21 protein-coding genes are annotated in these 20,961 nt (G+C 48.0%); all 21 read right to left on the reverse strand.

Translation table 11 applies throughout. The features are described from left to right. Nucleotides 1-83: 83 nt before the first annotated feature. Complete coding sequence (locus tag FYJ34_RS01555) at nucleotides 84-827, reverse strand: TraX family protein (RefSeq protein WP_154475637.1); 744 nt, start codon at nucleotides 825-827, stop codon at nucleotides 84-86. Between the two features lie 36 nt (nucleotides 828-863). Continuing rightward, nucleotides 864-1,421 (reverse strand): NUDIX domain-containing protein, encoded by a 558-nt coding sequence (locus FYJ34_RS01560; RefSeq protein WP_154475639.1) that lies wholly within the window; start codon nucleotides 1,419-1,421, stop codon nucleotides 864-866. A gap of 191 nt (nucleotides 1,422-1,612) precedes the next feature. Continuing rightward, entirely contained in the window at nucleotides 1,613-3,166 is a 1,554-nt protein-coding gene (gene rny / locus FYJ34_RS01565; RefSeq protein ID WP_276960078.1) for a ribonuclease Y, read from the reverse strand. A 79-nt stretch (nucleotides 3,167-3,245) separates the two neighbouring features. After that, complete coding sequence (locus tag FYJ34_RS01570; protein ID WP_154475641.1) at nucleotides 3,246-3,872, reverse strand: regulatory protein RecX; 627 nt, start codon at nucleotides 3,870-3,872, stop codon at nucleotides 3,246-3,248. 2 nt (nucleotides 3,873-3,874) lie between these two features. After that, a complete protein-coding gene (gene recA / locus FYJ34_RS01575) occupies nucleotides 3,875-5,029 on the reverse strand; it encodes a recombinase RecA (protein ID WP_154475643.1) in 1,155 nt (384 codons plus the stop codon). 98 nt (nucleotides 5,030-5,127) lie between these two features. Then, on the reverse strand, nucleotides 5,128-5,706 hold the full coding sequence (gene scpB, locus FYJ34_RS01580; RefSeq protein ID WP_154475645.1) for an SMC-Scp complex subunit ScpB: 579 nt from the start codon (nucleotides 5,704-5,706) through the stop codon (nucleotides 5,128-5,130). A gap of 16 nt (nucleotides 5,707-5,722) precedes the next feature. Continuing rightward, nucleotides 5,723-6,475 (reverse strand): segregation and condensation protein A, encoded by a 753-nt coding sequence (locus FYJ34_RS01585; protein WP_154475647.1) that lies wholly within the window; start codon nucleotides 6,473-6,475, stop codon nucleotides 5,723-5,725. Further along, nucleotides 6,444-7,346 carry a metallophosphoesterase gene (locus tag FYJ34_RS01590; RefSeq protein WP_154475649.1) on the reverse strand — a complete coding sequence of 301 codons (903 nt, stop codon included), beginning with the start codon at nucleotides 7,344-7,346 and terminating at the stop codon, nucleotides 6,444-6,446. The genes FYJ34_RS01585 and FYJ34_RS01590 overlap by 32 nt, the downstream gene beginning before the upstream one ends. Before the next feature lie 34 nt (nucleotides 7,347-7,380). Continuing rightward, nucleotides 7,381-9,396 (reverse strand): ATP-dependent DNA helicase RecG, encoded by a 2,016-nt coding sequence (recG, locus tag FYJ34_RS01595; protein ID WP_154475651.1) that lies wholly within the window; start codon nucleotides 9,394-9,396, stop codon nucleotides 7,381-7,383. Nucleotides 9,397-9,412: 16 nt separating this feature from the next. Then, nucleotides 9,413-11,068, reverse strand: coding sequence for a DAK2 domain-containing protein (locus FYJ34_RS01600; protein WP_330582493.1), 1,656 nt, complete (start codon nucleotides 11,066-11,068; stop codon nucleotides 9,413-9,415). Between the two features lie 13 nt (nucleotides 11,069-11,081). Continuing rightward, complete coding sequence (locus FYJ34_RS01605; protein ID WP_154475653.1) at nucleotides 11,082-11,441, reverse strand: Asp23/Gls24 family envelope stress response protein; 360 nt, start codon at nucleotides 11,439-11,441, stop codon at nucleotides 11,082-11,084. A gap of 161 nt (nucleotides 11,442-11,602) precedes the next feature. Further along, a complete protein-coding gene (rpmB, locus tag FYJ34_RS01610) occupies nucleotides 11,603-11,791 on the reverse strand; it encodes a 50S ribosomal protein L28 (RefSeq protein WP_154475655.1) in 189 nt (62 codons plus the stop codon). Between the two features lie 126 nt (nucleotides 11,792-11,917). Next, nucleotides 11,918-12,346, reverse strand: a complete 429-nt coding sequence (locus FYJ34_RS01615) for a GerW family sporulation protein (RefSeq protein WP_154475657.1) — start codon at nucleotides 12,344-12,346, stop codon at nucleotides 11,918-11,920. Beyond that, on the reverse strand, nucleotides 12,346-13,290 hold the full coding sequence (locus tag FYJ34_RS01620) for a DUF2953 domain-containing protein (protein WP_154475659.1): 945 nt from the start codon (nucleotides 13,288-13,290) through the stop codon (nucleotides 12,346-12,348). Before FYJ34_RS01620 ends, FYJ34_RS01615 begins: the two co-directional genes overlap by 1 nt. 10 nt (nucleotides 13,291-13,300) lie before the next feature. Continuing rightward, entirely contained in the window at nucleotides 13,301-13,627 is a 327-nt protein-coding gene (locus FYJ34_RS01625; RefSeq protein WP_173017042.1) for a hypothetical protein, read from the reverse strand. Nucleotides 13,628-13,646: 19 nt separating this feature from the next. Further along, complete coding sequence (locus tag FYJ34_RS01630) at nucleotides 13,647-14,978, reverse strand: peptidoglycan D,D-transpeptidase FtsI family protein (RefSeq protein ID WP_154478761.1); 1,332 nt, start codon at nucleotides 14,976-14,978, stop codon at nucleotides 13,647-13,649. 52 nt (nucleotides 14,979-15,030) lie between these two features. After that, complete coding sequence (locus FYJ34_RS01635) at nucleotides 15,031-16,488, reverse strand: FtsW/RodA/SpoVE family cell cycle protein (RefSeq protein WP_154475663.1); 1,458 nt, start codon at nucleotides 16,486-16,488, stop codon at nucleotides 15,031-15,033. Nucleotides 16,489-16,497: 9 nt separating this feature from the next. Next, nucleotides 16,498-18,645 carry a peptidase U32 family protein gene (locus tag FYJ34_RS01640; RefSeq protein ID WP_154475665.1) on the reverse strand — a complete coding sequence of 716 codons (2,148 nt, stop codon included), beginning with the start codon at nucleotides 18,643-18,645 and terminating at the stop codon, nucleotides 16,498-16,500. A gap of 78 nt (nucleotides 18,646-18,723) precedes the next feature. Further along, nucleotides 18,724-19,143, reverse strand: a complete 420-nt coding sequence (zapA, locus tag FYJ34_RS01645) for a cell division protein ZapA (RefSeq protein ID WP_154475667.1) — start codon at nucleotides 19,141-19,143, stop codon at nucleotides 18,724-18,726. A gap of 91 nt (nucleotides 19,144-19,234) precedes the next feature. Beyond that, nucleotides 19,235-20,230 (reverse strand): Holliday junction branch migration DNA helicase RuvB, encoded by a 996-nt coding sequence (ruvB, locus tag FYJ34_RS01650; protein WP_154475669.1) that lies wholly within the window; start codon nucleotides 20,228-20,230, stop codon nucleotides 19,235-19,237. A 14-nt stretch (nucleotides 20,231-20,244) separates the two neighbouring features. After that, entirely contained in the window at nucleotides 20,245-20,844 is a 600-nt protein-coding gene (ruvA, locus tag FYJ34_RS01655; RefSeq protein ID WP_154475671.1) for a Holliday junction branch migration protein RuvA, read from the reverse strand. Nucleotides 20,845-20,961 lie beyond the last annotated feature (117 nt).

Here is a 20,961-nt window from a genome sequence, read left to right on the forward strand (position 1 = left end):
TTTTTTCTTGTCCAGCAGGATTTTTTGTTATCTTTTTTGTTATCTGCGTTTCAGTTGGCTGCAGGGTCATAGCAGGAGGCTCCTTACAATCCCATTGCGATCCGTATGATCCCCAGAATCAACAGATGGGCGGGATAAAATATATAGAAGAACCACTTGGAAAAAATCCTGCCCCGTTCCATCCGTTTGCCGTTATACAGCCAGATGATACAGATTCCGGAAAGAAGCATCCCCGACACCTTTCCTGCCACAACAAAAAACAGAGCTGCTCCTGTGTATTCGTAAAAGCTTCCCATAGACAAAAGTCCGAACGCTCCCATGGAGATTCCGTATGCAACAGCCAGACGCTTTTTATCTTTCCCGGCCCAAAGAAACAACAGAGTAAAAACAGGCGCCAGAATGAACCAGTCGCAGAACAGACAAGGGATCAGCAGCAGGATCACATACAATACCTTCTTCCAGCGGCGAGACGCTGTGTGGATCACATCAATGATCAAAAAACAAAAAAACAGGGTAAATAACATGTTAAATCCGGTGAATCGCAGGATCTCTCCCGATGACAAGGCAAGGCCGAACGGGATCTGAGAGATGACCGCCCAGAAAAGCAGCCGGTTTCTGTAGCTGGATTTAGATCTGGTATATCCATACCCTTCCACCAGAAAATAGCACATTGTGATCGCAGTAAAATATCCGATATCCAGCAGCGCCTCATGCCAGACTGTCCCCGGCTCCAGAAAAATATTGCCAATATGGTTTAGCAGCATGGTAAACATGGCAAAATATTTGATCACATCCCTGTTGAGGCCAAAGCTTTTTTCTCTTTCCATCCTGTTCTCCTCCTCTGCTTTCCAGCCGCTTCTTCGTTAGTTTGCGGTTCTTCTGCTTTTCCCATAAGCCTCTCCATAGGCCAAAAGAGCCGCTATGGTCTTGGAATCCTGAATCTCTCCCCGAAAGATCTTCTCTTTTAATTCTTCCAGCGGATAGGCGCTTACATGAATAAATTCGTTTTCATCCAGATGCTGTCTGGATGGGATCAAATCTTCCGCTACATAGATCTCCACCTTTTCATTTGAAAAAGCTACCATCGTGCGGACGGTGATCAGCCACTTTGGTTCCTGACAAAAATATCCCGTCTCTTCTTCCAGCTCCCTCTGGGCGCAAAGTCTGGGATCCTCTCCCGGCGCATCCAGCTTGCCCGCCGGGATCTCCAATGTCTCCCGATCCAGAGCGCTTCGGTATTGCTCCACCATAAGGATCCGTCCATCCGGCAGCACCGGAACCACCGCCGCTGCCCCGTCATGATGGATATAATCCCAGTTTTCTTCGTTTCCTCCGGCAAATTGCATCTTATCCTGATATACCTTGATAACAGAGCCTTCATACATTAATTTTCTGTCTGCCCTTACCACATTCTTTTTCATGCTCTTTTCCCTTCTCTTCCGACGATCTGCTCCCTGCTGTTTTCGGATCCTTCTTTTCTCTCAGGCACACGCTTTTTATCCTCCGGCAGAAAACAATCCCCTGCTATCCCTGCTTCGGATTATTTCCCGATATATAAAATATCGCCGAATAGTCAATATGACCACTCGGCGACATCATCTCCATTTATCTTCTACTTGGCATAGTCTGTAACCCTGGATTCCCGGATCACATTGACCTTGATCTGCCCCGGATATTCCAGCTCAAACTCAATTTGCTTTGCAATATCCCTGGCCATCAGCACCATGTCTGCATCAGATACCTTATCTGGAACTACCATTACACGAATCTCTCTACCTGCCTGAATTGCAAAAGATTTATCCACTCCCTTAAACTGGTTGGTGATATCTTCTAACTGTTTTAGTCTGTTTGTGTATGTCTCCAAGGTCTCTCTTCTCGCCCCCGGTCTGGCTGCAGATATGGTATCCGCCGCCTGTACCAGACATGCGATCAAAGATTCCGGTTCAACTTCTCCGTGGTGTGACTCCACAGAATTAATAACGATCGCAGATTCTTTGTACTTTCTGCAGAGATCTACTCCGATCTGAATGTGCGATCCTTCCACATCGTGGTCGATGGACTTTCCGATATCATGCAACAGTCCTGCACGTCTGGCCATTCTGGTATCTACTCCCAGCTCGCCTGCCAAAAGTCCTGCCAGATGCGCCACCTCGATGGAATGCTTTAGTGCATTCTGTCCATAGCTGGTCCTGAACCTCATACGTCCAAGCAGACGCACCAGTTCCGGATGTACTCCATGAACTCCCACTTCCAGTGTAGCCGCTTCTCCTTCCTCACGGATCAAAGTTTCCACTTCTTTCTGGGCTTTTTCCACCATTTCTTCAATCCTTGCCGGATGGATCCGCCCGTCTACGATCAGCTTCTCCAGTGCGATCCTTGCCACTTCACGACGGATGGGATCAAATCCTGACAGAATAACCGCTTCCGGTGTATCATCAATGATCAATTCTATTCCCGTCAGCGTCTCGAGGGTCCGGATATTACGTCCTTCCCGTCCGATGATCCTTCCTTTCATCTCGTCGCTTGGAAGCTGTACCACAGAGATCGTAGTCTCTGCCACATGATCTGCCGCGCATCTTTGGATGGCAGTGACGATATACTCTTTCGCCTTTTTGTCAGCTTCTTCCTTCGCCTGCGCCTCCAGTTCCTTGATCATCTTAGCCGTATCATGCTTCACATCGTCTTCAACAGTTTTTAATAAATACTCTTTTGCTTGTTCGGAGGTAAGTCCTGAGATTCTTTCTAGTTCCTGTACTCTCTGCCTGCCCAGCTGGTCCACTTCCGCTTCCCGCTGTTTCAGCCTCTCTTCCTTTGCTGTGAATCCTGCTTCTCGCTTCTCGATGGCTTCTGCCTTCTTGTCTAAAGTCTCCTCCTTGGAAAGGACTCTTTTTTCGTAACGCTGCAGTTCTGCTCTGCGTTCCTTGCTCTCCTTTTCAAGTTCATTCTTGTTGCGGATCGACTCTTCCTTGATCTCCAACAAGGACTCCTTCTTCTTTGCTTCTGCCGTTTTAACTGCGGTATCAATAATCTCTCTCGCCTTCGTCTCTGCATTTCCGATCTTGGATTCTGCATTTTTCTTCAGGCTCGATACTGTCAAAGCTCTACTGACTATCGCCGTTATCACAATCAGCGCAACCGCCACAGCAATTCCTATTCCTACTGGCACAGGAGCACCTCCTTATTTTATTTTCATTGTACAAATACAACACCTAAATTCTATACTGTTTTCGGTATTATGTCAAGACTTACCATTCACTCCCAGTCTCTTCTTCCGTCAATTCCATCTGTCTTTGCACTTCCCGCCAAGAAAACCCTTTTCTGGCCAGATACCCTATGATCTTCTGCCTTTTTTTCTCATCCTTCTCCCGGGGATCATATCCCTTCTGGTGCAGAATGCGCCGGATGGCGTTGACGTGATCTTCCTGATCATAGACCTCCTCCATAGCCTGTCGGATCTCCTCTTTGGAAAGCCCTTTTTGAAAAAGAGCAAGCGCCATTTCCCTTTTGCTCTTTCTGTCCTTGTTCAATTCTATGTAGTCTCTGGCAAAGGCGGCATCATCCAGATAACCGAAGCTTTTCGCATATTCTACCGCTTCCCGAGCCACATCCTTGGGATATCTGTCCTGGATCAGTTTTCTTTTCAGTTGATCTTCTGTTTTTCTTCCAAAATTCAGAAGGTATAGCGCCCTTTTTTTTGCCCGCTTTACCAGGATTTCCTCTCTGATATGACGATAATCCTCCGCAGACAGTTCCATTCCGCAGAGGATTCCGAGTTTTTTTACTTCTCCCAGATAAAGACAGAAGCCTTCCTTCTCATCCGTTTCTATAAAAACCTTTTTTTCATTGACCGGTCTGATTTTGGTGATCTGCATTTTTATTCATCACCTTCAAACAGCGTGTCCAGTTCCTCATCAAAGAAATCATCCAGCTCTTCTTCCTTTGCAGCTATCCCCTCTTTCGCCGGCTCCGGGGCGGAGCTTTTGGCCTCTCCTCCCATATTGCTTACCAGGGAATGGGCGCGGACTTTCTCTTCGATTTCTTCCGCTAGTTCCGGATGCTCCATAAAGTAGTTCTTGGAGTTCTCCCTTCCTTGCCCCAGTCGGGTTCCTTCATAGGAAAACCATGCGCCGCTCTTTTTGATGATATCACACTTGACTCCCATGTCCAGGATGTCTCCCTCCTTGGAGATCCCCTTTCCATACATAATATCGAACTCTGCCTCTTTGAAAGGAGGCGCGATCTTGTTCTTTACAACTTTGGCACGCGTCCTGTTTCCTATCATCTCCCCGCTCTGCTTCAATACCTCTATCCTTCTGATATCGATGCGGACGGATGAATAGAATTTTAACGCTCTTCCTCCCGTCGTTGTCTCTCCGCCGCCGTAGCTCCCTACCTTTTCCCGCAGCTGGTTGATGAAGATCACAATACAGTTGGCTTTTCCGATAATAGGCGTCAGCTTTCTGAGCGCCTGGGACATCAATCTGGCCTGCAGTCCCACATGACTGTCTCCCATGCCGCCTTCGATCTCCTGCCGGGGAACCAGAGCTGCGACAGAGTCGATGACGATAATATCCAGCGCTCCCGATCTGGCCATCGTTTCTGCGATCTCCAGCGCCTGATCTCCGCTGTCCGGCTGCGAAATATAAAGTTCGTCAATATCTACTCCGATATTCTTGGCATACACCGGATCCAGGGCATGCTCTGCATCAATAAATCCTGCAATTCCTCCTGCCCTTTGTACGGAGGCAATGGCATGAAGCGCGATTGTTGTCTTTCCGCTGGACTCCGGTCCGTAGATCTCTATTACCCTTCCTCTGGGCAGTCCGCCAAGTCCCAGCGCCAGATCCAGACTGAGGGAGCCTGTGGGAACTGTCTCCACTGCCACCTGTGCGGCAGGATCCCCCAGCTTCATTACCGTTCCCTTTCCAAAATCCTTCTCCAGCTTTGCGATAGCCATAGAAAGAGCTTCTAATTTTTTTTCATTTTCTCTGCTCTGCTGTACTGATTCTTTCTTTGTATCTTTCTTCATCTAAGTTCTCCTTTTCAGAACAAATGTTCTATATCTTTGATCCTATGTTAGTCTACTTTTTCCATCCTGTCAATCTTTTTCTGAAAAAATGACAGTCCTTATACATTCAGCCTCAGCTGTACTTCTTCCTCTGCCTCTTCCTTAAATTCTTCCATCTGTTCCGGGTCCGGACTTGGAAGTTCTCCGGCGGAAGGCAGCCCGAACCTTCTTAAAAACTCCTGCGTCGTACCAAACAGGATGGGTTTTCCCGGAGCGTCCAGCCTTCCCATCTCCGACACCAGTTCGTATTCCACCAGCTTATTTACTGCATGATCCGATTTAACTCCTCTGATCTTCTCGATCTCCTGTTTGGTAACCGGCTGCTTATAGGCAATGATAGACAGCGTTTCCATCAACACTTCCGTCAGCACGTGCCTGCGGGGCTGACTGGCCAGCCTGATCAGATATTCGTAGGCTTCCGCCTTGGTACACAGCTGCACGGAATCTTCCAGCTCTATCAACTGGATCCCTCTGTCTTCCTCCAGATATTTTTCCTTCAGTACCTCCAGGATCTTTCGTGTTGTTTTTTCATCATGGTCAATGGCTTTCGAAAGCTTTTCGATTTCCACCGCATCTCCCATCGTAAATAGTATCGCCTCGACAATCCCTGCCAATCTGTTCATTTCCACTTCAACCATACTGCCTTTCTTCCTTTTATTTTTCATCCGCGTTCCACAGGATCCGGATCTCCTCAAACGCCTTTTCCTGCTCCACATGGATCTGTCCTTCTTTCATCAGCTGAAGCACTGCCAAAAAAGTGACGACTACCTGTATTTTGGATGTCTGGGCCTCCAGTAGCTGCCGAAAGCGGACATTTCTGTTGCGTCTGATGTAATCGGTAACATAACTCAGTTTCTCGGGAAGGGTCACTTCTTCTTTTTCTATCTTTCCGAATTTGCTTCGGACCGGATCCAGCTTGTCCGCCCTTTTTTGCATAACCTCCTGAAAGATTCCATGCAGCCTTTGCAATGTCACTCCTTCCAGCAGACGATCCATATCCACCGGCTCCTGGTATTCTTTCACTTCCGGCGGAAGAGATTCCCTCCGGCAGATCCTTCCGGCCCCACAGCTTTCCCTGTCTCTGAGCCAGGATGCCATGCATTTGTATTTTTTGTATTCCAGAAGCTGTTCCAGAAGTTCCTGTCTCGGATCCTCCCTCTCCCCTTCCTCGTTTTCCTCCGCCGGAAGAAGCATCCTGCACTTGATGTCCAGAAGCGTAGCCGCCATTACCAGGAATTCACTCATAATGTTTAGATCTTCCGATTCCATTTGCCGGATATATTCCATATACTGGCCGGTAATTTCTACGATCGGAATATCGTAGATATCTATTTTATTTTTATCGATCAGATGTAGCAGAAGATCCAGCGGACCTTCAAATACCTGCAGTTTTACGGGAATTCCCATTTCCTTTTTCTCCTTGCAATGTAATAATAACCAGCTCCGCCGGATTCCACAGTCGGAACGGCAGCGTATGAACGCCCAGACCTCTGCTGATGATGGCTGTTGCCTTCTCTGAAAGCTTGTGTTTTCCGGCTGTGTAAGGGGGAAACAGCCGGAAATCCGGAGACAGAATTCCTCTGTTTCCCGGAAATCCTACGATCCCTCCATGATAATGACCGGACAGAAAAAGATTGCCTCCCCATTTCTCGTAAACTTTCATATATTTGGGATTATGAGCCAACACGATCTCAAATCCATCCTCTTCCTTCTTTATAAGACGATCCAGATCCCTTTTGACAACCGGCTTCCCTCCCTGTTTTTTGTATCCCCAAAGCGGAATCTCCAATCCCGTCAGACAGATCTTTGCCCCGTCCCACAGGAATGCTTCCCGCCGGTTTTCCAACATACAGATCCCGTTCGTCTCCAAGGCGGATCTGTATCTGTCATATCTGCCTTCATAAAACCGGGCGTTTTCTTTCATCTTTTGCTCATGATTTCCATTTGCATAATAAACAGGACAAAGTTTTGCCAGCCGTATCAAAAAAGAGAGGGTGCCCTCATAAGAGCTGCTTCTTTTTCCCACCAGCATATCGCCTCCGATCAGGATGATATCCGGTTTTTCCTCCCGGATCGCCCGGTAGAGCCTCTGGTTTTCTTTTCCATAGGAAGCGTTGTGAAGATCGCTTAAAAAAACCACCTTCCGGCTTCTTTTCATTCCATTCAGTTCCCTTGCGGATACGGTATAATACACCTTTCGGAATGTATGCAGTTCCCGCACCGCCTCCAGTACGACGTACAGTGCGACTATTCCTAACACCACTATGATCGTTTGCAACCGTTTCTCCTTTTCTCCTTTTTCGATCCGTCCTCTAAAGCACCACCGGACCCTGCCTGAGAGTCAGACACTCCCTGTCCTGCCTCTCCAGTTCTTTCGCCACCTTTGCCGCCAATTTCAGTATCTGGGAATCCTGAAAGATATCCCCTATTTTAAAATCCATTAACCCACTTTGCCGGATCCCAAACAGGTCTCCCGGTCCTCTCAGCCGCAGATCTTCTTCGGCAATAAAAAAGCCATCGTTACTCTGATTCAGGATCTCCAGTCTGTCCCGGATCTCTTTTGATCTGGAGGCAGTCATAAAAATGCAGTAAGACTGGTGCTTTCCCCGCCCCACTCTTCCTCTTAATTGATGTAGCTGTGCCAGCCCAAACCGTTCCGCATTCTCGATCAGGATCACCGTAGCATTTGGAACATCGATCCCCACCTCAATCACTGTCGTAGACACCAGTATCTGGATCTTATTCTGGGAAAACGCCTGCATCAGCCTGTCTTTTTCAGCAGGCTTCATTTTTCCATGCAGACATTCCACACAGATCTCCTTCCCTAATGCCTCCCGCAAAACCTCCGTATAATCCGTCACGTTTTCTGCATCCAGATGTTCGCTTTCTTCCACCATCGGGCAGATCACATAACACTGCCGCCCCTCTTCCACCTGCTTCTTTAAAAAGGCGTATGCCTTTTTGCGGTAATCCGTTCCCACCACGCAGTTCTTGATCGGAATCCGGTTTAAAGGACGCTCCGCTATCACGGAAACGTCCAGATCGCCATACAAAATAATCGCCAGCGTTCTGGGAATCGGCGTTGCACTCATGACCAAAACATGCGGTTTTTTGCCTTTTTTTGCAAAATCTCCTCTCTGGTTTACGCCGAATCTATGCTGTTCATCTGTAACTACCAGAGCAAGATCATGATATTCCACCTGCTCCTGGATCAGGGCATGCGTTCCCACTACAATATCCGCCCTGCCCTCTCGAATCCTTTCATAGACTTCTTTTCTTGCCTTCCCTGTCAGGGATCCGGTTAAAAGTTCCACGGTAACGTCAAGGCCTGCAGCCGCAAACATATTCTGCAGGTTTTCGTAGTGCTGGTTTGCCAATACCTCCGTCGGCGCCATCAGCGCTCCCTGATATCCGCTTCCCACCGTCTGAAGAAGTGCCAGAACCGCCACGATCGTTTTGCCGGACCCCACGTCTCCTTGTATCAGTCTTGCCATCATTTTTCCGGATCTCAGATCTTCGGAAACCTCCCGGCACACCTGCCTTTGCGCATTTGTCAGCCGATAAGGTAAGGATTCCTCCAGTTTTTGGCTCAGCCTGGTATCCCAGGCAAGATAACTGCTTTCCTCCGCTTCCTTCTTTTCTTTCAGACCTCTGACGGCAAGGATAAATGTGAGAAATTCGTCAAACACCAGTCTTTGTCTACTATATTCAAATTCTTCTTTTGTTTTGGGAAAATGGATTCCAAGAACAGCGTCTTTCCACAGAAATAGATGATTTTCCTTCAGAATATGCTCCGGCAAGGCTTCCTCTTTGAACGTAAAATGCTCCAGAACCTGCTGGACCGCCTTTTTTACCACTTTGTTGGACAACCCTGCCGTCACACTGTAAACAGGCTGCATGGAATGCAGCCTTTCTTTATATGCCTGTAAAGAGAGAAAGATTTCAGGCTGCTCCATTCGGAACTCGCCTTTTTTTAAGACAATCCTCCCCCTTAAAATAATTTCCTGCCCTTCTTTGAAGCTATGCTTTAAAAAGGGCATACGAAACCACAGTACACGGAGACTTCCCGTATCATCCCGGATCAAAAGAGTCGTGACCTGCATTTCCCGACTGCCCGCCACCCGCACCGGTGATACGATCTTTCCCCTTATCGCCTGTATCCGTCCTTCCTCCAACTGGGAGATGAATACAGGCACTTCATAAATATCGTAAGTCCTAGGATAGAAGCGGATCAGATCTCCCACTGTAAAAAGCCCCAGCTTCTGGAAGAGTTTTTCCGTCTTTTCTCCTATCCCTTTCAGTTGATTTAATCTTGTCTCTTCTATCATATCCCTGCCTGACGGACTATTCCACTGCCATCACGTAGTAATAGATCGGCTGTCCGCCGTAATGAGCGTCTACATCCAGATCTGGATACAGCTCTTCTACCGCCTGCACAAATGCTGCCGCCGCTTCTTCGCTGACGTCTTCCCCGTAATAGAGACTGATCAGCTCGGAACTGTCATCTACCAAATGATCCAGCATCTCTCTGGCTGTCGCTTCCACTTCTTTCCCTACTGCCAGAATCCCATTATCGCCAATTCCCATAATGTCGCCTTCTTTGATCTCTTTCTCATCGATACAGGTATCCCGGACTGCGTAGGTAACCTGTCCGGTCTTCACTTTTGCGATCTCCTCCAGCATCACAGCCTCATTGGAGGGTACATCCTCCTCCGGCATGAAATTGATGACTGCCGTGATTCCCTGGGGAACCGTCTTTGTCGGGATCACTATGATCTCCTTCTCCTTCACCAGTTCCCTGGCCTGATTGGCTGCCAGTACAATGTTCTTGTTGTTTGGAAGGATGAATATAGTATCCGCATTGACCTGTTGGATAGCATTGAGCATATCCTCTGTGCTGGGGTTCATTGTCTGTCCCCCTTCGATGATGTAATCTACACCCAGTTCACGGAAAATATCATTCAGTCCCTCTCCTATGGAAACAGCGATAAAGCCCATCTTTTTCCGCTCTTTTTCTTCCTGCGCCTGCTCCCGTGCCAGTCTCTCGGAATCCCGGATCAGTTTTTCCTGGTGCTCCTCCCGCATATTGTCGATCTTGATACGGGAAAGCTGCCCATATCCCAGAGCTTTTTGCAGCGCCATACCCGGATCGTTGGTATGTACGTGGATCTTTACCACCTCTTCATCTGCTACGCAGACAATGGAATCACCAATGGAAGAAAGGTACTGTTTCAGTTCTCTTTCCTGTCCTTCTGTAAATTCCTTTTCCGTCAGGATGATAAACTCTGTACAATAGCCAAAACGAATCTCCGCCTCTTCTGTCACAGATGCTGCTTTTACTACTCTTTCCGCTGCCGGAATGATAGCCGGATAGTCTATTTCTTTCCCTAAAAATGCATCGTAAGCACCCTGGAGGATCTCGATCAGTCCCTGTCCGCCGGAATCCACCACGCCTGCCTCTTTTAAAACAGGCAGCATCTCCGGAGTCTTTGCCAGAACTTCCCGCCCATGTGCGATCACTTCGCCGAGAAAGACCTCCAGATCCTCGGTTTCTCCCGCCATCTGGGCTGCCTTGTCCGCAATCCCGCTGGCAACCGTCAAAATGGTTCCTTCCTTTGGCTTCATAACCGCCTTGTAAGCCGTGTCCCGTCCCCTGGCACATGCTGCCGCCAGTACAAAGGCGTCTACTTCTTTTTCCTGACGGATCGCTTTCGTGAATCCTCTTAACAACTGCGACAGGATAACCCCTGAATTTCCTCTTGCTCCCCGCAGAGATCCGGAGGAGATGGCTTTTGCCAGTTCCTCCATCGTCGGATTTTCCAAAGCCGCCACTTCCCTGGCAGCCGCCATGATGGTCATGGACATGTTCGTTCCCGTATCCCCGTCCGGGACGGGAAACACGTTCAGTTCGTTGATATATTCCTTTTTTGCCTCAATATTCCTTGCTCCGGCAAGAAACATTTCAGCCATCTTATCTACACTTATCGTTTTCGTAGCCACGTCTTGCCCCTCCTTAATCGATGACTCTTACGCCTTCAATGTAGACATTGATCTTATCTACCGGCATTCCGGAAAATTCTTCCACTTTATACTTTACATTGCTGCACAGATTGTCTGTGACGGCCGAGATGTTCACACCATAAGACACGATCACATGAAAATGGATCGCGATATGATTATCCTCTGAGATCCTTACCTGTATTCCTTTGGTCAGACTCTCTTTTTTCAACAGGTGAACCAGTCCGTCCTTCATATTGACCGCCGCCATCCCTACGATCCCAAAGCACTCTACCGCTACCGTTCCCGCATATTTCGCAATAACTTCCGCATCTACCGTCACGATGCCAAGTTCTGTACTCATACATCCTTTCATATCGAAACCTCCGTTCTCTTCCCCTGCTGCCTACGCAGTACTGATATTATACTCTGTTTTTTATTTGATTACAACTATTAACTCCCTGTCCCGGTTCCTTATAAAGCAAAAACTCAGATTCCAAAACGAAATCTGAGTTCCTCATTCTTCTTTCTCCTGCATTATGCACGCTCTACTCTGCCGGACTTCAGACAAGAAGTACATACATACATCTTACGTGTAGCACCGCCCTCTGTCTTTACACGAACGGACTTCACATTTGACTTCCACATTTTTGGTGTTTTTCTATTAGAATGACTTACATTATTTCCAAAGTGAGCACCCTTTTCGCAAATAGCACATTTAGCCATGACTGCACCTCCTAACGCTCAAAATAAGTTCTTACGAACTTGCAACATTGATATTCTAGCAAATCTCATCTAAAATTGCAAGACCTAATTTTTTCTTCTTGTCGGAATCCTGTCGGAAAGATTCTCCTACTCCTCTTCCGAAGCTTTCTCCAGCATATCCGCAACCTTCTGTTCTGTCATCTTCCCTTCTTTTTTGGGTGAAAAACGATCCACAAGATCCGGAACCATATCCAAAATCTTGGTCATGGTATCCTGGTTTTTAATATTGACCAGCTTGGTCTTTCCGTTTTGTATCACAAGAACTGCGCTGGGCGTCATCTTTCCGCCCATTCCTCCTGCGCCCTTTTGCTTCCTCTCTCCCTGTCTTCCGCCTGCTTCCACATTTTTCCCGCTCTGAAAGCTGCCGGCTCCGATGGCAAAAGATACATCCACCAGCGGAAGAATGATAACATCGCCGATATGGACGGGCTCTCCTACCACCGTCTTGGACGACACCACACTATCCACTCCCTGAAATAGCGCCTCTACCGTTTCCTTAAAATTCTGTTCTGCCATTATCTGTCCCTTCCTTTCCTGCGTGCCATATTGTTTTTATATTCCATGATATCCCGATAGGTCATTCGAACCGCTTTCCTGCAGCCAAGGCCCGCCAGCAGCCTGATCATCCACCACAGGTAGACTCTGCCGCAAACGCTTCCGTCCACCTCCAAAACTTCCGTCTCAAAATCGGGAAGGATCTCTATCCGATCCTCATAAACCGGATACAAAACTGCCAGTCCTGCCAGAACATACCCTGTTGTTCCGGGATCTTCAAAGCCAAATACAAATCTTCCTCTTATATCTTTCGGCTTTAGTTTTTTAAGAAGAATCCTACCTTCTTTTTTCAGTATCTGGAATGCTCTTTGATGGATGGGATCCTCCAGAAATTCTTTGAGAGCCTCCTTTTGCTCCTGCAGCCATCTGATGGTATCACGGATATTACGAAACTTTCTCTTGATCTCTTCCCATCCCTGTCGGATCCTGTTTAAAATGCTTTTTTCTGTACTTTCTTTTTCTGCCGCTTCCACTTTCCCAGGATTTTCTTCCATTTCAGGATCCGTCTGATCCACTGGATCCACTGGATCCTCTGGTTCCATTTCCTGGAAAGGAACGGGATCTGTTTCCTTTTGGTCCGCTTCGTCATCACTTTTTTCCTCACTCGTTTTCCCGCCGGACTGTCTCTCTTTTTTTTCCTGTCCCAAAAGCGAATCGCTCCCCCACTTCCAAAAAGCGACTCTGACCTTCCATTTTGCTCCTTCTTCATAATAGAAACAAGCTGAAACCAGGCCAAAACACCACCTTATCACAGCCCTGCCTCCCCGCTCTTCCTTCATCCGGTTCCAGTTTCCTTCCATCCGATAGCAGATTGGTAAAAACAGGATCCCCGATAGAATAAGAACAAGCAGTCCTGCAAAAACTCCCAGGCAGATCCCCAGTCCTTTCAATAGGATTAAAATCATATGCAACATTTTATTCGCCCTGTTCCTCCCTTGCTTTCAGATAAGAACACACGTCTGCGTTTCCGGTGTTTTGGTAAGCATCCTCCACGATCTCTACCAGAAGTTCCAGCGCCTCCTCGTAGCCGACTGCCATTCCCGCGATCTTTACCTGTTCTCTGGGATACCAGGTCTGTAAAAACATTCCGGCATGGCAGATCTCCAGCGACATTCTCTCTCCCTCTCTGCAAAGGAGCAGGTAAACCGAAAACTGGATGCTGTTATCCTCCAGCTTTCGGATGATGGTTTCCTTCTTTTCTTTTGCTCTTTCTGTCAGGTACAGATTCTTGAAATAGCGCATTCCCTTCTCCTTTTGACCGCTACTGATAATAGGCGTCAAATACCTGTTTCGCCACCTGCGTGCCACTGATGCTTCCATCGGAAGCTTCAATGATGACACTGATTGCCAGCTGCGGCTGATCCACATCACACATTCCGATAAACCAGGAATGTGTCTTTTCCTGATCATTGCTGTACTCTGCCGTTCCTGTCTTCCCTGCCGCGGTATAGCCGGCTCCTGCAAACACGGAAGCCGTACCGTAAGAGGCGACGGCCGTCATATACTCTTTCAGTTTTGCGGCCTCCTCCGGCGTCATCAGGGTTCTGTATTCTTTCGGCATCTGCTTTTCGATCACCTTTCCGGAATGGTTGGTGATCTTATCTACCAGATAAGGCTTCATCAACACGCCCCCGTTGGCGATGGAAGCCGTGATCAGCGCCATATGATAAGGGCTTACCTGGGTCTGTCCCTGTCCCATAGCCGTCATCATTTTGTCCGCGCTGCCTGACTGCCCCGTCAATGTAAAGCTGCTGCGGCTTCCCGGCAGAGGACCGGGGAGCTTACTGTCAAACAGAAGTTCCTTGGCTGTTTTTTGAAACCGGGAAACATCCAGCATCAATCCAATATTCGAAAACGAGGCGTTGCAGGAGTATGCCAGACTGTCCTGAAGATCCACCACTCCATGAGCCTGGTGATTGTAGCAGTGGATCAGCGTCCCCTCATATTCTATGTATCCCGGACAGGTGTAGGAGTAGGATTCGTAATCCGGATGTTCTCGCATATATTCCAATGCCGTTACCACCTTAAAGGTGGATCCCGGTACATAGTTTCCCTGCGTAGCCCTGTTCAGCAAAGCGCTTTCCGGATCTGCATTCAGGTACTCCCAATTTTCTTCTATCTGATTGGGATCATAGTCCGGCTTGGACACCATAGCCACAATCTTTCCGGTGGAAGGCTCTATTGCTACCACGGCTCCCCTGTAAGGCCCCAGCGCGTCCCACGCCGCTTCCTGTAGGCGGGCGTCCAGCGTCGTCACAATGTTATCTCCCGGATTTTTCTTGTTTTGGAATTCGTTTTGCAGCTTGGTAAGAAAAAATTCGTTGGATGTCAGAAGATTATAATTCTCTGCGGACTCCAACCCCGTCTTCCCTTGTTGACTGTAGCCTACTACATGCGCAAACAGATTACCGTAGGGATACTGTCTGACTTCTTTTCCGTCTGCTCCTGTGACTGTCTCCGCCAAAACGTTGCCGTTGCGGTCCTGGATCTGCCCTCTGGTGATCCGTTTGCTGTTGGCATCCTGTCTGGCATTGTAGGGACTTTTGATCAGATCCTTACTTTTTACCGCCTGAAAATAAATGATATATCCCATCAAAGCCAGAAACAGCAGGACATATACATATGTCACCTTGGCAAACTCCCTGTTACCGGATCGTTTTTTCCTTGCCTTTCTCCGGTCTTCTCTGTCTGCTTCTTTTCTCTCTTTCCGCGGCATTGCCCTTTTTTCCATTTTTCTCTCCATCTTCCGCAATGCTTCTCTTTGCTCGTAACTTCTCTCGTTGTCTTCTCTCAATATCTTCTTCCTCATCTTCCCGCAGGATATACAGTCCCTGGATAATAGCAAACAGGATCAAAGTACTGACCAGAGAACTGCCTCCATAGCTGATCAACGGCAGGGTCACTCCGGTAGAAGGGATAAATTTAGTCACGCCGCCCACCGTTAAAAACACCTGGAAAATATAACAGGTTCCCAGTCCCAAAGCCACCATCTTATAAAACATGTTGTGAAGCTGCATTGCGATATTCAGAAACATCACGTAGCAGCTGATACAGATCAGAATCACCGCAAGAGCAAAGATCAATCCCATCTCCTCTGCGATCGCCGAAAAAATAAAATCCGTGTCCGCAACCGGAATACTGTCAGGCGCTCCCTGGAATAAGCCCATCCCAAACCATCCTCCCGTTCCGATGGCAAACAAAGACTGCGCTACCTGATATCCTCCTTTGTCGTACACCGCAATGGGATCCTTCCACACCAGAACTCTGACTCTTACATGGTTGAACAGATGATACGCTCCCACTGACGCTGCGCCGCCGGACAGGACGCCCGCCGCCACATAGAGAAACTGATGCGTTGCCACATAAAGCATCGTCAGGTATACCACAAAGACGATCAGGGCAGCGCCCAAATCTGTAGAGGCCACCAGGATCAGCACGTGGAATGCCGCAAGGGTTGTGGTAACCACAATATTTTTAAATTCCATGGATTTTTTGAAGCTGGCCGCCACAAAAAATACGAAGATGATCTTTACCAGCTCCGAAGGCTGAATACTGATCCCTGCAACGGTAAATCCCAGCCTTGCCCCGTAGGATACCCTTCCTAAGACTGCCACCACGCCCAGAGACAGGATACCCAGTCCTCCATAAAAAAGCCTCCACTCGGACAACAGCTTCAGTTTTCGGATGATCACCGGGATCACAAGGCTGAGGGCAATGCTTCCCGCTGCGATGATGTACTGTTTCATCGCTTTCTCATAATTTAGTCTGGTGATCATGATCAGTCCTACACTTAAAAGCATACATAGATTATTTACCACCAAACGCGACGCTTTAGGATAAAGATTCGTATAGAGGATTATAGTGGCGCTAAACAGAACCACTTGCATTAAATAAAAAGCGATCATTTTTAAATCCGATGTTTCCAGATACATGACCAGAAACGCCGTCATGTGCATCAGAAACATCAGCACATTCTGCTGCGTCAGGATCTTTTTTTTTGCCTCCGGGCTTCGATAGGCAAATACTCCAAAACACAAATACGCATAGACGACGATCATCACGATCAAAATGTATTTGGAAAGCTCTACTATAATATTTATCATGCCTTACTCCTATTTTACGCCCCGTTTCCAATGCCCTCTGGTGAATTCCTTTTGAAACGGAACTCCCAGTTCCGGATCTCCCTGCAGGAATCCCGCCTGATAGGCTTTTAAAACCGCCTGCATCTCTTCTTTGTCTTCTGTGGAAAAGTCCAGACGGATCTCCCACATTCCAAGACGCTTCACATCTTCTGCCAGATCTGCCAGAAACAGCGGCGCGGGATTATAGATAACATTATAACAGGAATCACAATATTTTTTAACCGGTATTTTTTTCTGTTTCCTGTCGGTCAAATACAGCCAGCCTGAACGCCCGTCGCATCCGCGCACCGTCTTCTGTACGCAGTTGGCAGTGATCATAACCGGCTGACGCCCATACACGATCAGGGTGGCTCCTTCTATTTCCAGTTCTTTTAATTCTCTTTCCCGAAATTCTACCGGAGCCGTATACCCCCGGATCCCCTCTTCCCGGAAAAATACCTTTCCCTGTTGATTCCATACATAGAGATTATAGTCTGTCCGCACAGGTTTTTCAAATCCTCTGTCTCTAAGCCATTGAAGGCTGTCCCAGTTTCTTATCAGCACTTCATCGCAGTAGGCACGGATCTCTTCCCGGTATGCCTCCCACTTTTCTGCGGTATCTTCACGAAACACAGAAGGAAGTGCAAGAATGATACATTTCTTTGACAGTTTCGCCTCTCTGCAAAGTTTTGGATCCTCTACATAGATCCGGGAAACCATCTCGGCGTCCAGCGCTATTTTCATCTGTTCTCTGGTCTGCACCAGCACTCCCACCCTGTAAGTAGCGCTTCGGTCCCTGTTTTCTTCGGCAGCAGCTCCCTGTTCCGGATGTAACGCGCTTTCGTCTTCCTTCCCGTTCTCCTTCGTCCACTCTCTTCTGTAAGGCTGTAAGAGGGCTTCCGTCAGTTTTCCAAGCCCCTGTCTCCGTAACTGATTCAGGCTTTGCACCGGAAGAAAGACTCCCTCTTCCATGCAGATCTCCAGATCCTGAAAATAAAACCCGGTGCTTCCCGTTTTTTTCATCTGCTTTTCCACCTTGGAAAGTTCCAGCGGCTGGCGTACCGCCTCCTGCACCACTTCTCCCTTGCAGCTTACTTTGGCAGACCCGGCAGCTACAGAAAAGCTTACCGGACATCCGCTTTTGAGCCACAGCTTGCCGGAAACGGGCAGCAGTTCGGGAAGGTAGGCCCCTTCCTTCTTCTGCGACTCCGTCGATACGTTTTCCGGTCTTGCAAGGGAGAGCATCTCCTTTCCGTTTCGCTGATGATAATACCCTTGCGAATATCCTCTTCTCTGGTAGACTTCTTTCAGTTTTCTTTCATCCTCCGCACTTACAGAAAATCCACTTTGTCCGTTTTTTTGATAAAGATCCGTATATTTCTTGTAAAGCTTTGTTACCGTATAGACATATTCCGGCTGCTTCATTCTTCCTTCGATTTTGAAAGAATCGATCCCCGCCTCTATCAGTTCCGGGATCTTATGGATGGTACACAGATCTTTCAGACTCAAAAGGTCCTGCTCCGGCCGGCCGTCTATCTGATAGGGAAGACGGCATGGCTGGGCGCACTGTCCTCTGTTGCCGCTCCTGCCGCCGATGAGACTGCTGAACAGACACTGCCCTGAATAGCTGTAACACATTGCCCCATGAACAAAACATTCCAGCTCCAGTCCTTCTTTCTTCATTTCTGCAATCTCTTTCAAATGTAACTCTCTGGAAGGCACCACCCGAGAAACACCGTGTTTCTTCAGAAACCTGACTCCCTCCGCAGCCGAAATACTCATCTGCGTGCTGGCATGGATCTCCAGCCCGGGAAACCAGCTCCTAACTGCCCGTAGCACTCCCATATCCTGCACGATCACAGCATCCAGACCTCTTTGATAATAAGGCAGCAGGTAAGAAAACAGCTCCGCCAGTTCTTTATCTTTCAGAAGGGTATTGACCGTCATATAGATCTTTTTCCCCTGTAAATGCACTTCATCTATCGCTTCCAGAAGCTGTTCCTCGGTAAAATTCTGCGCATAGGCTCTGGCTCCGAACCTGCTCCCTCCTATATAGACTGCGTCTGCTCCCGCTGCAAGTCCGGCCCGCAGACTGTCCAAAGATCCGGCCGGCGCAAGGATCTCAACGTGTTTTCCCATAGTCTCCTCTTTCTTATGCGAAAATAGACTGTCCAGAGACAGCCTATCCTTTGCTTTTCTTTTTGTGGTACGATCCTGTTAGTTTGATCCGTTTCCTTTGTTTTTTATCTCTGTCTCCAGCTGGACGATCTTCATCTGAAGCTCTTTGTTCTCTTCCTTCAGCTTATCCATCGCCTTTTCTGCGTTTTCCAGCTTGATCTGAACAGAAATCAATTCATGCTTCAAGTCATACATCTCTTTGTCTTTTGTCTCGATATCGCTTTCCAGCGATCCTCCCTGTTTTTTCGCCTTAAAATAGTCATCGGCGATATTCAGGGCAAGTAAAATACTCCTGGTCTCGGAATTTTGTTTTCGATACCCGTCGCTGCGGCTGCATTCTTCGATTTTGTGATTCAGATAAGTGGATACCTTCTGCAGGTACTCCTCACTTTCAAAACCACTGAGGGTAAACACCTTCCCCCCAATTAATACTTCCGTGTAGTTTTTTGATGATGCCATCAGAAGCCTCCCTCATTCATCCATGTTTTCTTTATTATAAACTAAAATTTCTAAAAAACCAACTATTTTTCCTGTGTTTTCTAACACTTTCCTATTCTTTTTCCATTCCCAGATGACGGTAGGCTCTTTCCGTTACGACTCTTCCTCTCGGTGTTTTCTGAATCCAGCCATTTTTCAGCAAAAACGGCTCATAGACATCTTCTATGGTTCCGGAATCTTCTCCCACGGAAGCTGCCAGTGTATCCAGTCCCACCGGTCCGCCGGAAAAGCGCTGGATCATAGTCAGCAGTACCTCCCTGTCTGTCTGGTCCAGTCCTTCCTTATCCACATCTAGAAGATCCAGAGCATAGTTGGCTGCTTCTTTGGAAATACAGCCGTCATACTTTACCTGCGCAAAATCCCTGACTCTCTTCAGAAGCCGGTTGGCAAGTCTGGGCGTTCCCCTGGATCGCCTTGCCAATTCCATTGCCGCCTCCAGTTCCACCTCTACCTCCAGCACCTGCGCCGATCGAAGTACAATGGTCTGAAGTTCTCTTGGCGTATAAAACTCCAGGCGATGCACCACTCCAAACCGGTCTCTGAGAGGCGCCGTCAGCATCCCCGCCCGGGTCGTAGCTCCTACCAGTGTAAATTTGGGAAGCTCCAGGCGAATGGATCTGGCAGAGGATCCTTTTCCTATCATGATATCGATCACATAATCTTCCATAGCAGGATACAACACTTCCTCCACCTGTCGGTTCAGTCTGTGGATCTCATCTACGAACAGAACGTCATTTTCCTGAAGACTGTTTAAAATGGCAGCCATTTCTCCCGGCTTTTCAATAGCAGGGCCAGAAGTCACCTTCATATTGACCCCCATTTCATTGGCAATGATACCGGCAAGCGTCGTCTTGCCAAGCCCCGGCGGCCCATAAAAGAGCACATGATCCAGCGGTTCTTTTCTTGCTTTTGCCGCCTCTATATATACCTTTAGCGTCTCCTTGGCCTTTTCCTGCCCGATATAATCCTCCAATGTCTGCGGCCTTAGATGGCTTTCCAGTTTATTTTCTTCTTCCGTATATTCCGTTGTCACGATTCTTCTGTTCATATCTTCCCCTTATACTAAAACATAATATTCTTCAGAGCACGCTTCAGCAGGGATTCTGCCGTATCTCCTTCTTCCAGGCCCGAATTTCTCACTGCCCTCCACGCTTCCGTCTGGCCATAGCCTAATTCTGTCAGCGCCTCTATGACCTCTCCCTGTACTCCGGTATTTTCTATGTTTGCGGCTCCCTCCGACGTCTGTTCCAGCATCTGCTCCAGATTCAGCTTGTCCTTTAATTCCAGGATCAGCTTTTCCGCCGTTTTCTTCCCGATCCCGGGGGATTTTGCGATCGCCTTGGCATCGCCCGACACCACCGCCATCCGCAGGGCGTTGGGAGACAACGCCGACAGGATGGAAAGCCCGCCCTTGGGACCGATCCCGCTGACTCCTATAATCAGTTTAAATAGTTCTTTCTCTTCTTTTGACAAAAATCCAAACAGCTTCATTTCGTCCTCTTTTACGTGGAAATAGGTGTACAGTTCCACCATGTTTCCCGTTTTGGGCAATCGCTCCATGTCAGACTGCGGTACAAAAATCCCATATCCGATCCCTCCCGTTTCCACGATGACTCTGCTTTCTTCTTTGTCTGCCAAAACCCCTTTTATATATGCTATCATTTTCTCTCCTTATAAACGGCATGTCCTGATTTTTGTTTTCTTCTCCTCTTTTCTGTCTTTTCACACAGACAGGCAGCAGCCGGAACCTGCACTCTTCATGCGGATATCCCTGCCAAA

The organism is Suipraeoptans intestinalis (genome assembly GCF_009696485.1).
Taxonomy (GTDB): Bacteria; Bacillota; Clostridia; order Lachnospirales; family Lachnospiraceae; genus Suipraeoptans; species Suipraeoptans intestinalis.

What these genes read in the sequence shown, in the direction of transcription:
- FYJ34_RS01625 (WP_173017042.1), bottom strand. Translation starts at nt 13,627, where the DNA reads ATGCGCTATTTCAAGAATCTGTACCTGACAGAAAGAGCAAAAGAAAAG.
- FYJ34_RS01635 (WP_154475663.1), bottom strand. Translation starts at nt 16,488, where the DNA reads ATGATAAATATTATAGTAGAGCTTTCCAAATACATTTTGATCGTGATG.
- FYJ34_RS01605 (WP_154475653.1), bottom strand. Translation starts at nt 11,441, where the DNA reads ATGAAAGGATGTATGAGTACAGAACTTGGCATCGTGACGGTAGATGCG.
- FYJ34_RS01555 (WP_154475637.1), bottom strand. Translation starts at nt 827, where the DNA reads ATGGAAAGAGAAAAAAGCTTTGGCCTCAACAGGGATGTGATCAAATAT.
- FYJ34_RS01560 (WP_154475639.1), bottom strand. Translation starts at nt 1,421, where the DNA reads ATGAAAAAGAATGTGGTAAGGGCAGACAGAAAATTAATGTATGAAGGC.
- FYJ34_RS01620 (WP_154475659.1), bottom strand. Translation starts at nt 13,290, where the DNA reads ATGATTTTAATCCTATTGAAAGGACTGGGGATCTGCCTGGGAGTTTTT.
- recA (WP_154475643.1), bottom strand. Translation starts at nt 5,029, where the DNA reads ATGAAGAAAGATACAAAGAAAGAATCAGTACAGCAGAGCAGAGAAAAT.
- FYJ34_RS01570 (WP_154475641.1), bottom strand. Translation starts at nt 3,872, where the DNA reads ATGCAGATCACCAAAATCAGACCGGTCAATGAAAAAAAGGTTTTTATA.
- ruvA (WP_154475671.1), bottom strand. Translation starts at nt 20,844, where the DNA reads ATGATAGCATATATAAAAGGGGTTTTGGCAGACAAAGAAGAAAGCAGA.
- FYJ34_RS01585 (WP_154475647.1), bottom strand. Translation starts at nt 6,475, where the DNA reads ATGGGAATTCCCGTAAAACTGCAGGTATTTGAAGGTCCGCTGGATCTT.
- ruvB (WP_154475669.1), bottom strand. Translation starts at nt 20,230, where the DNA reads ATGAACAGAAGAATCGTGACAACGGAATATACGGAAGAAGAAAATAAA.
- recG (WP_154475651.1), bottom strand. Translation starts at nt 9,396, where the DNA reads ATGATAGAAGAGACAAGATTAAATCAACTGAAAGGGATAGGAGAAAAG.
- FYJ34_RS01615 (WP_154475657.1), bottom strand. Translation starts at nt 12,346, where the DNA reads ATGGCAGAACAGAATTTTAAGGAAACGGTAGAGGCGCTATTTCAGGGA.
- scpB (WP_154475645.1), bottom strand. Translation starts at nt 5,706, where the DNA reads ATGGTTGAAGTGGAAATGAACAGATTGGCAGGGATTGTCGAGGCGATA.
- rpmB (WP_154475655.1), bottom strand. Translation starts at nt 11,791, where the DNA reads ATGGCTAAATGTGCTATTTGCGAAAAGGGTGCTCACTTTGGAAATAAT.
- zapA (WP_154475667.1), bottom strand. Translation starts at nt 19,143, where the DNA reads ATGGCATCATCAAAAAACTACACGGAAGTATTAATTGGGGGGAAGGTG.
- FYJ34_RS01640 (WP_154475665.1), bottom strand. Translation starts at nt 18,645, where the DNA reads ATGGGAAAACACGTTGAGATCCTTGCGCCGGCCGGATCTTTGGACAGT.
- FYJ34_RS01630 (WP_154478761.1), bottom strand. Translation starts at nt 14,978, where the DNA reads ATGGGATATATCATTTATTTTCAGGCGGTAAAAAGTAAGGATCTGATC.